A 12,210-nucleotide genomic window follows, 5' to 3' on the forward strand; every position below is an offset into this window, starting at 1 on the left:
GGCTCTTGCTTCCCAAGAGCCTGCTTCGTTATGTTCCGATTATTTTTTCGCTTTTGCGAGCTTTTCGCGCAACACCATTGGCAAAATTCCGCCATGGCGATAGTAGTCGATTTCAACTTCGCTGTCGAAGCGGACGATGACTTCAAATTCTTTTTTCTCGCCCGTATCTGGATTTGTCGCTGTCACTTTGACAAGGTCGCGCGGTTTGACGTTCTCGTCAATATGCACTTCAAACACTTCCTTGCCGGTTAAACCAAGCGTTTCTGCGTTTTCCCCTTCTTTAAATTGCAGCGGCAATACGCCCATTAGCACAAGGTTTGAACGGTGAATGCGCTCAAAGCTTTCCGCGATAACCGTCTTAATACCAAGCAAGAACGTTCCTTTTGCCGCCCAGTCGCGGGAGCTGCCCATTCCGTAATCTTTGCCGGCAATAACAACAAGCCCCGTGCCGTCTTGTTTGTATTTCATGCACGCATCGTAGATTGTCGTGACTTCTCCTGTCGGCCAGTAAGTCGTATAGCCGCCTTCTGTGCCAGGGGCGATTTGATTGCGAATGCGAATGTTCGCAAACGTGCCGCGCATCATCACTTCATGGTTGCCACGGCGAGACCCGTAAGAGTTGAAATCTTTCGGCTCGACGCCTTTCGAGATGAGATATTGACCGGCTGGCGTGTTTTTGCCGATCGCTCCGGCTGGCGAAATATGGTCAGTTGTGACAGAATCGCCGAATTTGCCAATGACGCGCAAACCTTTAAGCGGCTCGACTTTGCGCACGTCTGGCGACAATCCTTCAAAGAACGGCGGATTTTGGATGTATGTCGAGTTTTCATCCCATTGATAAAGCGGTTCATCCGTCGTTTCAATTGCATTCCAGCGCGGATTTCCGTCGAACACGCGCTCATATTCTTTGCGGAACAATTCTGGGTCAACCGCTTGTTTAACGACTTCTTTGACCTCTTCCATCGACGGCCAAATATCGCTGAAGTATACATCATTGCCGTCTTTATCCTTGCCGATCGGATCGTTTAACAAGTCAATGTCAACCGTACCTGCAAGCGCATAAGCGACGACAAGCGGAGGCGACGCCAAGTAGTTGCCTTTTACTAACGGATGGATCCGACCTTCAAAGTTACGGTTTCCGGAAAGCACGCTTGTCACAAGCAAGTCGTTTTCTGCAATCGCTTTTTCCAGCTCTGGTGCAAGTGGCCCAGAGTTACCGATACATGTCGTACAACCGTAGCCGACGATGTTAAAGCCGAGTTTTTCAAGATATGGAAGCAATCCGGAATCCCGCAAATAACCAGTTACGACTTTCGAACCCGGCGCGAGCGATGTTTTTACATATTTCGGAACTTGCAATCCTTTTTCTATCGCTTTTTTCGCCAATAAGCCAGCTGCGATCAATACATACGGGTTCGAAGTGTTCGTACAGCTTGTAATCGCGGCGATGACAACGGCGCCTGTTTTCATTTTGACTTCTTCGCCGTTTAACGTTACGGTAATTTCTTTATTAAGATCCGCTTCCGTTAAGCCGAAGCCTTGGTTTCCTTGCGGTGCTTTTACCGCTTCACGGAACGATTGTTTCATTTTCGAAAGCGGAATTAAGTCTTGCGGGCGTTTTGGTCCGGACAGGTTAGTTTCAATTTCGGATAAGTTAATTTCGACTACATCCGTAAACACTGGCTCTGGCGCATCCGGAGTGTAGAATAAGCCGTTTGCTTTGCAGTAGGCTTCTACCACTTGAACATGATGTTCATCGCGGCCGGTTAAGCGCAAATAGTCAAGCGCTTCCGCATCCACCGGGAAGAAGCCGCATGTCGCACCGTATTCCGGCGCCATGTTCGCAATCGTTGCGCGGTCCGCAAGCGGCAATGTCGCTACGCCCGGCCCGAAGAACTCGACGAATTTACCGATAACTCCTTTTTTACGAAGCACTTGCGTTACTTTTAAAGCAAGGTCCGTCGCCGTTGTACCATTTGGCAGTTTTCCGGTTAAACGAACACCGATCACTTCCGGCACTGGGAAGTAGGAAGGTTGTCCAAGCATGCCAGCTTCTGCTTCAATTCCGCCGACTCCCCAGCCGAGAACACCAAGGCCGTTAATCATTGTCGTATGGGAGTCCGTGCCAACTAAAGTGTCTGGAAACGCTTCGTATTCGCCGTTTTCCCCTTCGACCGTATGAACGACATTCGCCAAATATTCTAAGTTTACCTGGTGAACAATTCCGGTTGCCGGCGGAACAGCGCGATAATTGTTAAACGCTTTCTGCGCCCATTTTAAAAATTTGTAGCGCTCCGCGTTGCGCTGAAACTCTAAATTCATGTTGTATTCTAGCGCATCGTCTGTTCCGGCTCTATCGACTTGTACAGAGTGGTCGATAACAAGATCAACCGGAATTTCTGGATTGATTTCATATGGATCTCCACCCATGTCCGCCATCGCTTTGCGCATCGATGCCAAGTCAACGACAGCTGGTACGCCAGTGAAGTCTTGTAAAATAACACGCGACGGCTTAAACGGAACATCGATGTCTTTTATCTCCGGCGTTCCCCATTTGGCAAGGTTTTCGACATGCTCTTTTGTGATGACGCGCCCGTCTACTTGCCGAAGTACCGATTCTAGCAATATTTTAATCGAGTACGGTAAACGGGAGATGTTGCCGATCCCTGCTTCTTCAAGCGCTTGCAAACGGTAATAGTTGTATTTTTTACCGTTTACTTCAAATGAAGAGCGGGCGTTGAAAACGTCTTGTTTTGCCATATGTATTACCCCCTCATTACATACTATACTATTTTTTCGCAACAAAGTCGAAAAAATAGCACGAATTCTCCCAACACCCGTAAAATTTGGTACGTTTTTATCTTATTATAAGGAAGATAAGTTGTAAATAGAATTTCGAAGGTTTCGTCATATTATCCCTTTTTCTAAAGGAGCATAAAGTCATCTTTCAGCCGCAAACTAGTACCGGAGGTGAAAATAATGGGCAAACGAAAAGCCAATCACGTCATTCCCGGCATGAACGCGGCGAGCGCACAAGGAATGGGAGCCGGCTACAACGAAGAATTTTCCAACGAGCCATTGACAGAAGCACAGCGCCAAAACAATAAAAAAAGAAAAAAGAACCAATAGCCTTGCATTTTTTTTCATCGCAAGCAAAAGGGAATGCCGGATGATGACATTCCCTTTATGATTGTATTTCATTCACTTCATCGACAATCGCTTGCAAGTCGTTGCGAAACTTCTCGAGCTGCATCCGTTGTTTTTCCGAGGCGACTTCCATCGCGTTGCTAATTTGTGCAAACGCTTCGTTCACCTCTTGCTTTAAATGGCTTAATTGATGTCCGTAATCGGCTTGGTCGCGCACCAAATGATCGTGCCATTCTTTTGCTTCCATCGTTGCCTTTTGCGCCGCTTGAAACGCTTCTTGTTTCGTTTTATGATAAGCCATATGATTGCCTTCCTCCTTCGTCAATGGCAGTTATTCATTACTTATCGTTTCAAACATGGTCTGAATTATACCGCGAATAATTAAGGAAGATGCCGGCATGCTAATAACAAAAGGAGGGAAGGGGCATGGCCAATAAAAACACAAGTACAGACATGCGCAAAAACGCGGCAAAAGGCGACAACCCGGGACAGCCGGAACCGCTAAGCGGGTCCAAAAAAGTAAAAAACCGCAATCACACGCGGCAAAAACATCATTCCAGCCACGATATGTAATAAAGATGATTTTCCGCTCCCGCCGCGAACCTTTTCCGTGTTCATTCATACAATAAACAACGGCAAGATTATTTCGAAATGCGGGGGAGCATTTTCTTGGAAAACGGGAAAAAAACTGAGCAAAATGAGTTGCATAAATGGCTTGATTTGTTATGCGGCGAATCGTTTACATGCGAATTAGATGAGAAGACATTTCGCATTGACGTTTTTGAAACGGACGCTCATTACATTATAGAAGCGGAACTTCCTAGCTGTCTAAAAGAACAACTAACCGTTATGTGTGAAACAAACGCGATCATAATCCAAATTCATAAAGAAAAAGCACTTTGTAAACAGCGAACTATTCCTCTGCCGTTTCCGCTTCAACATAAACAAATTTGCGCCTATTTTTCCGCTCCAACTCTAGAAATCCATATAAGTAAAGACGAAAGTGCAAACGATACAAACCGGTACGCGATCATGATAAACGAGAGAAACTAATAACTGGAAATGAACAGATTTTTCATTCATACAGGCACTCGTTTTTTGCTAAACATCGATGGACAAGCTCTTGCTGTTGACTTTGTACCATAATTGTTTGCATTGACAAATTTTATCCCGATTCCCAAGCCGAACCGCCTTTTCATGAAAAAACGGAAATAAGGTATTGCCGTTTCTCCACAGTTCGTTCATGTAACGGAGGCAAATCAATATTCAGCGGAATCGATTTTGCGTCAGTTGCAATGCATCCATCCGCTAGTTGTTGGGCACTTATCCATTTTTCTCTTTTCCCTCCATTAGACTTTTCATGTTTTGCTACTCTCTTCATTTCTCACATCCCCTACTATCCTATACAAAAAACGAGAATCTCCACGGTTGTGGAGATTCTCGTTTATTTCGCAAATACATGATTCCCAATCCGAATCGTTACCGGTCTTGATAGCATCCATTTATCTTTTGTGATTTTTGGATTATAAAAGTAGAGCGAACCGCGGCGGTCGTTCGGGAATAGCGATAGTGCTTTATCTACCGCAGCATAATCTTGTTTCGTCGGCTGAATGCGCGTTAGTTTTCCCGTTTTTACAGGAACAAATGCATAGCCTGATCTTGTTTTTTGATAAATGACGCCTTTAATCGTTTTTGGAAAAGCGGGATGTTTCACGCGATTTAAAATAACGAGCGCCACTTCCACTTTTCCGGCAAACGGCTCGCTGAAGCCGGTTTCCGCATGGACAAGCTGCGCCATTAATTTTCGTTCTTCAGCGCTAATCGAAATCGTCCGTTTTTGGGAAGAAGAGCTTGCTTTCGGTTTTGCGCTGGAAGCTGCGGCAAGTAGCGGCACTTTAATGGTTTCACCAGCAACAAGAACATCACTTTTTCGACGATTTAATGATTTTAGCGCAGAAATGGTTGTTTTATATGTTTTAGCAAGTTTGTAAAGCGTATCGCCTTTCTTCACCTTATAGTATGTATACGTTGTTGCGGCATTTGTCGAATAGGAGGAAAATCCGCCAACCATACAGCAGACTACTGCAAGTGTCGCAAACGTTTTTCTAATCATCGCAACCACCTCAACGTTGCTTTTTCGTTTGTCGTTTGCCTTTAATAGAGTAGCATGTTTATAGATAGATATCACTGGTCACCATTTCCATTTTATTGTGGCGACTGCTGTTGAACCATTGGTGTACCAGGGATTGCAACGCTTCTTTACATTTACTTTACATTTTCGTAACAACGCGATAAAAATACGCTTATCTTGCCAAAAACCGCTTTTTTCGCAATAATGATTGATAGATTGTAATTCGTTGAGGTGGGAATGATGCTGACAGGTTGGTTTCTTTGGTTTATATTGTTTTGGACTGTGTTTTTGCTTGTCATTATGTCGATCGGCGGTTTTTTTATGTTCCGCAAATTTTTAAAACGGCTGCCAAAAGAAGACGGGAAATCGGAATTAGACTGGCAAGAATATTACATTGAGCAGACGCGGCATTTATGGGGCGAGGAAGAAAAAGCGCTTTTAGAAGAATTAGTAAAGCCGGTTCCGGAATTGTTTCGCGACGTCGCCCGCCAAAAAATCGCTGGAAAAATCGGGGAACTCGCGCTTCAAGAAAACGCTTCGCGAATTACAAGAGATTTAATTATTCGCGGCTACATTATGGCAACGCCAAAACGCGACCATAAATTTTTAATCAAGACATTGAAGGAAAAACAAATTAATATTACTCCTTATGAACATTTGCTGCAGAACAAATAAGTTAGATAACCTCATCTTCTCGTCCATATAAGCTCAAGGGCAAAGAAAAAAAGCGGGAAACGCATTCCCGCTTTTTCCATTACGTTGTCAAAATGGGCGATTGGTATTTTAAGCGCCGTTCCAATTTTTTATACATCACATACATCGCAATGCGCCATGGCACAATCATCGAAAATGCAAGCAAATAAAACATTCCGCTTAATTGGCGATAGTCAATCGTTCTTCCTAAGTACGATTTTAAGCCAATTCGGATGGCAAGCAAACCGACCAAAATGAAGATAAACGCTTTCGAACGTTTTAAATAAATAGCGCCGTTTTTTATCTCAAATTTCGACGTTTTAATGAGAAAAATGGAAAAAAACAAGCCTAATACAACCGCCTCGATAAGCTCTCCTTTTGTCACGCGAAATACTGGGTCGATGAACATCAAAGCCCCGGTGCTCATAAATATCGGCGGTAAAATAATTTTTTTGGCGTTTGTCGGTTTTTTCGATGCTTTCATTCTCACAAACAAAATGAGCAATGCCATGAATACTGCGATGATCGAACTTGCGATTGCCAAACGCATCATCCTCTTCATTCAAGTTTTATGATAATTGTATTATAACAAAAAGCAGCAATGGTTGCATACCAATTATTGTTTATGATAATAAACGAACCACCGCTTCCATCACACGGTTTTCTTCAAACGGCTTCACGATAAAATCAGCCGCTCCCGCTTCGATCGCTTCCACCACCATGCGCTGCTGTCCCATTGCTGAACATATGACGATTTTCGCATTCGCATCTTCTCGCTTAATCGCGCGCAGCGCTTCGAGCCCATTCATCACGGGCATCGTAATGTCCATGATGACGATATCCGGTTTTAGCGACCGATATAACTCCACTGCCTCTTTCCCATTTTCTGCTTCTCCAACAATTTCGTGGTTCGCTTTTTTTAAAATATTGGATAATGTCATTCTCATAAATTTCGCATCATCAACAATAAGAATTTTCGCCATAACCCCTTAACTCCCCTTAATAAAACTAATTTAAAAACCAGTAAATCCTCCAAAAATTCTCGTCGTGTACGCAGTGATTTTTGTCATCCAATCAAAAAACAGAACGACTCCCATCGCAATCATCACATATCCACCGATTTTTACCATTTTTTCGCTATGGCGACGAATCCATTGCAATTTTCCGATAAAAAACGAAAGGATAAAAAACGGAACAGCAAATCCTAGCGAATAGGCAAGCATATACAACATTCCCGAGCTTGGGTTTGTCGCCGCCAGCGCAATGACTGACACTAAAATCGGACCCATACACGGCGTCCAACCAGCCGCAAAAGCCATGCCGATAATGATCGAGCCGAAGTAGCCAGAAGGCCGCTCTTGAAACGAAAGACGGCGGTCTTTCATTAAAAAAGCCGGCTTCCATATTCCGACAATCACAAGGCCAAAAATAACAATAAGAATCGCGCCAATTTGCCGAATAAAATCTTGGTATTCGCTAAACCATCTGCCGACAAGCGATGTTCCAAAACCAATGGAAATGAATATAAGAGAGAAACCGAGCAGGAAAAATAGTGTATGCAATAAACTCCGCCGCTGCATCATCGCGTTCTCCGTCTTAAGGTCACTAACCGATACGCCGGTAATATATGACAAAAATGCCGGGTATAGAGGCAGGCAACACGGAGAAATAAACGATAAAAAGCCGGCACCAAAAGCCAAAAATAGATTGACATCAGTCATTGAATCCAACCCCTATGTATTTTTATTTTATTGTAGCAAAAATACAACTATTAGTAATCTACGAACAACACGCTTTCTTCGCAAAGCGCAACTTAATTATTTTCCATTTTCTATCAAAATTTTCGACCGTCGGCGGCAAATAGCGAATTGCCTTTACTGCTCATTACGTCACTGCAAAATATAAAATCCATTTTCCGTTCAGTGAATTTTGATCACTGGAAAATAACATCGCTTTTTACACAATTTTCAGGCTTCATCAACGAAAAGGGATCACATATTTATTATTGTGCATAAGAAGCAAAATGTTCAAGCTTAAGCTTACCTATTTTTCTTTTTTTGAATTTATTGGTAAAATAGTATAAAGTACACCTCTATCAATTTTGAAAGAAAGGACTTGTCCTCTGTGTCAAACTGCGAAATTTTAACTTTAATTGAAAAAAAGCGCATGGAATTGATTGAAGTAGTCACAAAAAATGGGTTGAATTCGACTGTTGCAATCCAAGTGAGTCGAGAGCTCGATTCGCTTTTAAACATGTATAACAAACAAAACGATAAGCAAAAAAGCGCTCCTCGCCCGTAACACGAGAGGCGCTCTTTCTCTTTACACATATTCTTCATTCATTAGCCCGTTTTGCAATAAATACATTTTATAATATAATCCTTTTTGCGCCAGCAACTCCTGATGCGTTCCCCTCTCGACAATTTCCCCGCGATGAAGAACAAGGATTTGGTCAGCATCTTGAATCGTGGAAAGCCGATGGGCAATCGCAATCGTCGTTCGCCCTTTCCGCATCTTCGCCAACGCCTCTTGAATCGCTTCTTCTGTTTCCGTATCGATGTTGGCAGTCGCTTCATCCAGCACAAGTATCTTTGGGTTTGCCGCAATGGTTCGAGCAAACGAAATTAACTGCCGCTGCCCGCTCGAAAAAGTAGAACCTCTTTCTACCACTTGGTGTTCGTATTTACTAGGGAGTTTTTCAATAAACGAATCCGCTTGCACAAAACGAGCGGCACTTTTCACTTGCTCATCCGTTAACGATTGATTGTACATGCGAATATTGTCGCTAATGGTGCCATAAAACAAAAACGGATCTTGCAGCACAAGGCCGATGTTTTTACAGAGCTCCTCTTTCGTGTAATCGCGGATCGATACACCGTCAATGAGAATATCGCCGCGGTCAAATTCGTAAAATCGCATCAACAAATTAATCACCGAACTTTTTCCGCTGCCGGTATGCCCAACAAGTGCGACTGTCTCCCCCGGTTTGGCGACAAACGAAATATGCTTGAGAACATCGCGTTTCCCGTCATACGAAAAACTAACGTCGCGAAACTCGATTCTGCCTTCCGTAATCAATGCTTTCGGCGTTTTTGCATTCTTCGGCGCCAGCTCCTTGTGATCAAGAAGCGCAAAAACACGAGAGGCGGAAACGATGGCCTGCTGATATAGGGAAAGGCGCGTCATCATTTGCGTCACTGGTTCGAAAAAACGGGCCAAATAGTTGATAAACGCATACAGCACCCCGATTTCGACCCGATTTTCCATCGCGGAAATTCCAAAAAAGCTCAGAATGACGATAATCGAGACGATGTGAACGAAATCGACCGCAGGACGCAATAACAAACCATCGATTTTAATGTTTTTCACTCCTGCAGCGTAATGTTTGTCGTTAATTTGCGCAAATTCTTCGCGAAGCCGTTTTTGCTGGCGAAACGCTTGAATAATCGCCATTCCTTGCAGCGATTCATTTAGTTTCGAGTTTAATTCGCTAAGGCGTTCACGCATGTCTTTATAAAAAATCGAACTGTAATGGCGATACAATTTCATTATCCAAATCATCACCGGCAAAATAAATAAACAATATGCGGCGAGCCGTGCGTTTAACGAAAACATCGCGACAAAGACGCCAATCGCAAATACGCCGTTTTGCACAAACGCGGCGAGTACGCTAACAAACATATCTTTGATTGCTTCCGTATCGTTCGTCACGCGCGATACGATACTGCCGCCCGGCGTCTGATCAAAATAGCGCATCCCGAGCTGGTGCACTTTCGTAAACACGTCCATCCGCAATTCCTGAATAACTTTCAGCGCCAATTCTTGAAATTGAACGAGCTGAAAATAAGAAATGAACGTTTTGAGGAGCAAAACAACGATATATGCCAGAGCGAGCCAAAACAAAGGCGCAAAATCAAGGCGCCGCGGCGTTAAATAATCGTCAATAAATATTTTTACTAAATACGGCCCGAAAAGCTCTCCCGCCGTCGCCAACACCAGCAAGACAAAAGCGATCATCGTTTCTTGTTTGTACCATTTCATGTACGATAGCAATCTCCATAACACTTGCCATTGTTCTTTTGGCGTTAACGATTTATTGTTCATGCTTTTCCTCCCCGTTCGACCAGTGACTCAAGCCGTTGCCGTTCATACATATCGCGGTACCAGCCGCCTTCTCTCATGAGTTCTTCATGTGTTCCCATTTGCGCAATGCGCCCTTCTTCCAATACAAGAATTAAATCCGCATGCTGAACCGCGCTGAGCCGATGTGTAGTAACAATCGTCGTTTTTCCAGCACGATTTTCTTTTAAAGCTGTCAAAATCCGCTCTTCCGTTTTGGCATCCACCGCTGACAACGAATCATCCAAAATAAGCACTTCCGGATTTAACAGCAAAGCGCGGGCGATCGAAATGCGCTGCTTTTGCCCGCCGGAAAGCGAAACACCTCTTTCTCCAACGATCGTCTCATAACCGTCGGGAAACTGTTCGATGTCCTCATGAACATTTGCCAATTTCGCTGCTTTTCTCACTTCTTCTTCATCCGCCTCCGGGCAAGCAAACGCAATATTTTCTTTCACTGTCGCCGAAAACAAGAAATGGTCTTGCGGAACATAGCCGATCGACGAGCGAAGCGCATGTAATGTGTATTCGCTAATCTCACGACCGCCAAAACGAATTTCTCCTTCGTATTGGTCGAACTCACGAAGCAACAGCTTCAGCAACGTCGTCTTTCCCGCTCCTGTTTTTCCGACGATGCCGAGCGTCTCGCCTTTTCGCAAGCGAAAGCGAATATTCCGCAACACAGCGGCCGTTTCGTTTGGATACGTAAACTGTTGAATGTCATAAACAATATCTCCAGTTGGAGGAGTGGCGATTGCGTTTTCTGCTTCTGGAATTTCTTCTTTTTCGGCAAGCAGCTGGCGAACATGGTCATACGATGCCCGCCCGCGTTCGACGATGTTAAACAGCCAGCCGAATGCCAACATTGGCCAAATTAACAAGCCGAGATAGGTGGTAAACGATACGAGCTCGCCGATCGTTAATTCGCCGGCCAACACCATTTTCGCACCGAACGTAACAGCTAAAAAAAACGAAATGCCAACGAGCAAAGAAATCGTCGGGTCAAACAGAGCGTCAATTCTCGCAACTGCCATATTTTTCGCGACGACATCTTCCGATTGCGCGCGAAAAGATTCAATGTCGTCCCGTTCATAGCCAAATGCTTTAATCACGCGAATTCCGCTAATGCTTTCTTGCACTTTGCCGTTTAAGGAAGAAAATGCTTCTTGCGCCTTTAAAAACCGCTGATGCAAAAGCGTGCCATAGCGGCTTGTCGCAATCGCCATCACCGGCATCGGCAATAAACTAATGACCGTCAATTTCCAGCTTATCGTAAACGCCATCGTCGCCAGCACGAAGCCGCCTAGCGTCAATGAATCGACAAGCGTCAATATCCCGCTTCCGGCTGTTTGCTGAATCGCTTGCAAGTCGTTTGTCGCATGCGCCATCAAATCGCCAATGCGCTTTCTGTGGTAAAAAGATGGTGACATTTTCGTAAAATGGGTGTACAGCTCATTGCGAAGCTGCCGCGATAGTTTCACGGCCGAACCAAAAATTAAAATGCGCCACCAATAGCGCAACACGTATGAGACGACGGCAACGACGAGCAAAACGGCCATCCAGCGCATAAGGATGGTTTTTGTTATCGTTCCTTCTTTTATATGGTCAATCACCATTCCGATTACTTTCGGCGGAATCGTCTCGAGAAATGCAACGATCACAAGCGCGATAATTCCTGCGATATACGCTTTTTTCTCTTGACGGAAAAACCAAAATAAGTCGCGAAATACTGTCATCGAACCTCTCCCATCATAACGGAAAATGCGTTATACTATTGTAACAAAAACAAAAAAATTTTGAAATATTATTTTTTTAAATAAAAAGACACTCCGTTCGAGTGCCTGTCCGATGTTTATTTTAGATGATTGTTCATCATTTTCATCATTTGGTTAATTTTTTTCTGGGATGGCGTCATCCCCATTTGCATCATCATCATCCGAATCATTTGCTCATTAATAGGCGGGTTTTTCTTTAAATAGTTCATCATCGTCTTGCGAGCAATGAAAAATCCTAGCGCCGTTCCCGCAATAAGCGCTAGAATGCCAACGAGAATCGTTGTCCCCATACTACTATTTCCTCCTTCGTGTTGTCTATTTAACAGTGTACTAAACAATGTGGTA

Annotated in this window: 15 protein-coding genes; 5 read left to right on the top strand and 10 right to left on the bottom strand. The window is 44.0% G+C overall.

Translation table 11 applies throughout. The annotated features are described in order from the left end of the window. Positions 1-39: 39 nt before the first annotated feature. Complete coding sequence (gene acnA / locus MWM02_RS12465; protein ID WP_244402154.1) at positions 40-2,760, bottom strand: aconitate hydratase AcnA; 2,721 nt, start codon at positions 2,758-2,760, stop codon at positions 40-42. Between the two features lie 219 nt (positions 2,761-2,979). On the opposite strand from acnA, the gene sspO reads away from it, so the two are divergent. Next, a complete protein-coding gene (gene sspO, locus MWM02_RS12470) occupies positions 2,980-3,129 on the top strand; it encodes a small acid-soluble spore protein SspO (RefSeq protein ID WP_017434996.1) in 150 nt (49 codons plus the stop codon). Positions 3,130-3,184: 55 nt separating this feature from the next. Here the strand turns inward: sspO and MWM02_RS12475 are convergent, their stop codons facing one another. Then, a complete protein-coding gene (locus MWM02_RS12475; protein ID WP_244402155.1) occupies positions 3,185-3,448 on the bottom strand; it encodes a hypothetical protein in 264 nt (87 codons plus the stop codon). Between the two features lie 125 nt (positions 3,449-3,573). On the opposite strand from MWM02_RS12475, the gene MWM02_RS12480 reads away from it, so the two are divergent. After that, positions 3,574-3,720, top strand: coding sequence for a small acid-soluble spore protein P (locus tag MWM02_RS12480; protein WP_064550902.1), 147 nt, complete (start codon positions 3,574-3,576; stop codon positions 3,718-3,720). 96 nt (positions 3,721-3,816) lie between these two features. Next, complete coding sequence (locus tag MWM02_RS12485; protein ID WP_244402156.1) at positions 3,817-4,200, top strand: Hsp20/alpha crystallin family protein; 384 nt, start codon at positions 3,817-3,819, stop codon at positions 4,198-4,200. A 142-nt stretch (positions 4,201-4,342) separates the two neighbouring features. On the opposite strand, the gene MWM02_RS12490 is transcribed toward MWM02_RS12485, so the two are convergent. Further along, a complete protein-coding gene (locus MWM02_RS12490) occupies positions 4,343-4,528 on the bottom strand; it encodes a hypothetical protein (protein ID WP_064550904.1) in 186 nt (61 codons plus the stop codon). 63 nt (positions 4,529-4,591) lie between these two features. Beyond that, positions 4,592-5,260 carry a cell wall hydrolase gene (locus MWM02_RS12495; RefSeq protein ID WP_244402157.1) on the bottom strand — a complete coding sequence of 223 codons (669 nt, stop codon included), beginning with the start codon at positions 5,258-5,260 and terminating at the stop codon, positions 4,592-4,594. 258 nt (positions 5,261-5,518) lie between these two features. Here MWM02_RS12495 and MWM02_RS12500 point away from each other — a divergent pair, with 258 nt between their 5' ends. Then, positions 5,519-5,953: a DUF2621 domain-containing protein gene (locus tag MWM02_RS12500; RefSeq protein WP_003251492.1), complete on the top strand. Its 435-nt coding sequence runs from the start codon at positions 5,519-5,521 to the stop codon at positions 5,951-5,953. 79 nt (positions 5,954-6,032) lie between these two features. Here MWM02_RS12500 and MWM02_RS12505 read toward each other — a convergent pair whose 3' ends face one another. The 3 genes from MWM02_RS12505 to MWM02_RS12515 all read right to left on the bottom strand — a co-directional run bounded on the left by MWM02_RS12505 (position 6,033) and on the right by MWM02_RS12515 (position 7,692). Beyond that, positions 6,033-6,521: a CcdC family protein gene (locus MWM02_RS12505; protein WP_420038599.1), complete on the bottom strand. Its 489-nt coding sequence runs from the start codon at positions 6,519-6,521 to the stop codon at positions 6,033-6,035. A gap of 73 nt (positions 6,522-6,594) precedes the next feature. Continuing rightward, positions 6,595-6,954 (bottom strand): response regulator, encoded by a 360-nt coding sequence (locus tag MWM02_RS12510; protein ID WP_064550907.1) that lies wholly within the window; start codon positions 6,952-6,954, stop codon positions 6,595-6,597. A gap of 30 nt (positions 6,955-6,984) precedes the next feature. After that, positions 6,985-7,692 (bottom strand): cytochrome c biogenesis CcdA family protein, encoded by a 708-nt coding sequence (locus MWM02_RS12515; RefSeq protein WP_064550908.1) that lies wholly within the window; start codon positions 7,690-7,692, stop codon positions 6,985-6,987. Between the two features lie 403 nt (positions 7,693-8,095). Here MWM02_RS12515 and MWM02_RS12520 point away from each other — a divergent pair, with 403 nt between their 5' ends. Beyond that, on the top strand, positions 8,096-8,272 hold the full coding sequence (locus MWM02_RS12520; protein WP_081260226.1) for an aspartyl-phosphate phosphatase Spo0E family protein: 177 nt from the start codon (positions 8,096-8,098) through the stop codon (positions 8,270-8,272). Between the two features lie 21 nt (positions 8,273-8,293). Here MWM02_RS12520 and MWM02_RS12525 read toward each other — a convergent pair whose 3' ends face one another. From MWM02_RS12525 to MWM02_RS12535, 3 genes are all read right to left on the bottom strand, one after another. After that, complete coding sequence (locus MWM02_RS12525) at positions 8,294-10,075, bottom strand: ABC transporter ATP-binding protein (protein ID WP_064550909.1); 1,782 nt, start codon at positions 10,073-10,075, stop codon at positions 8,294-8,296. Further along, entirely contained in the window at positions 10,072-11,826 is a 1,755-nt protein-coding gene (locus MWM02_RS12530) for an ABC transporter transmembrane domain-containing protein (RefSeq protein ID WP_244402158.1), read from the bottom strand. Before MWM02_RS12530 ends, MWM02_RS12525 begins: the two co-directional genes overlap by 4 nt. A 116-nt stretch (positions 11,827-11,942) precedes the next feature. After that, complete coding sequence (locus MWM02_RS12535; protein ID WP_003251505.1) at positions 11,943-12,155, bottom strand: YneF family protein; 213 nt, start codon at positions 12,153-12,155, stop codon at positions 11,943-11,945. Positions 12,156-12,210 lie beyond the last annotated feature (55 nt).

Origin of the sequence: Parageobacillus sp. KH3-4 (assembly GCF_022846435.1) — a bacterium.
GTDB lineage: Bacteria > Bacillota > Bacilli > Bacillales > Anoxybacillaceae > Parageobacillus > Parageobacillus thermoglucosidasius_A.

Excerpts from the sequence above, each read along its gene's own strand:
- acnA (WP_244402154.1), bottom strand. The coding sequence starts at position 2,760 with ATGGCAAAACAAGACGTTTTCAACGCCCGCTCTTCATTTGAAGTAAAC.
- sspO (WP_017434996.1), top strand. The coding sequence starts at position 2,980 with ATGGGCAAACGAAAAGCCAATCACGTCATTCCCGGCATGAACGCGGCG.
- MWM02_RS12475 (WP_244402155.1), bottom strand. The coding sequence starts at position 3,448 with ATGGCTTATCATAAAACGAAACAAGAAGCGTTTCAAGCGGCGCAAAAG.
- MWM02_RS12480 (WP_064550902.1), top strand. The coding sequence starts at position 3,574 with ATGGCCAATAAAAACACAAGTACAGACATGCGCAAAAACGCGGCAAAA.
- MWM02_RS12490 (WP_064550904.1), bottom strand. The coding sequence starts at position 4,528 with ATGAAGAGAGTAGCAAAACATGAAAAGTCTAATGGAGGGAAAAGAGAA.
- MWM02_RS12495 (WP_244402157.1), bottom strand. The coding sequence starts at position 5,260 with ATGATTAGAAAAACGTTTGCGACACTTGCAGTAGTCTGCTGTATGGTT.
- MWM02_RS12500 (WP_003251492.1), top strand. The coding sequence starts at position 5,519 with ATGCTGACAGGTTGGTTTCTTTGGTTTATATTGTTTTGGACTGTGTTT.
- MWM02_RS12505 (WP_420038599.1), bottom strand. The coding sequence starts at position 6,521 with ATGCGTTTGGCAATCGCAAGTTCGATCATCGCAGTATTCATGGCATTG.
- MWM02_RS12510 (WP_064550907.1), bottom strand. The coding sequence starts at position 6,954 with ATGGCGAAAATTCTTATTGTTGATGATGCGAAATTTATGAGAATGACA.
- MWM02_RS12515 (WP_064550908.1), bottom strand. The coding sequence starts at position 7,692 with ATGACTGATGTCAATCTATTTTTGGCTTTTGGTGCCGGCTTTTTATCG.
- MWM02_RS12525 (WP_064550909.1), bottom strand. The coding sequence starts at position 10,075 with ATGAACAATAAATCGTTAACGCCAAAAGAACAATGGCAAGTGTTATGG.
- MWM02_RS12530 (WP_244402158.1), bottom strand. The coding sequence starts at position 11,826 with ATGACAGTATTTCGCGACTTATTTTGGTTTTTCCGTCAAGAGAAAAAA.
- MWM02_RS12535 (WP_003251505.1), bottom strand. The coding sequence starts at position 12,155 with ATGGGGACAACGATTCTCGTTGGCATTCTAGCGCTTATTGCGGGAACG.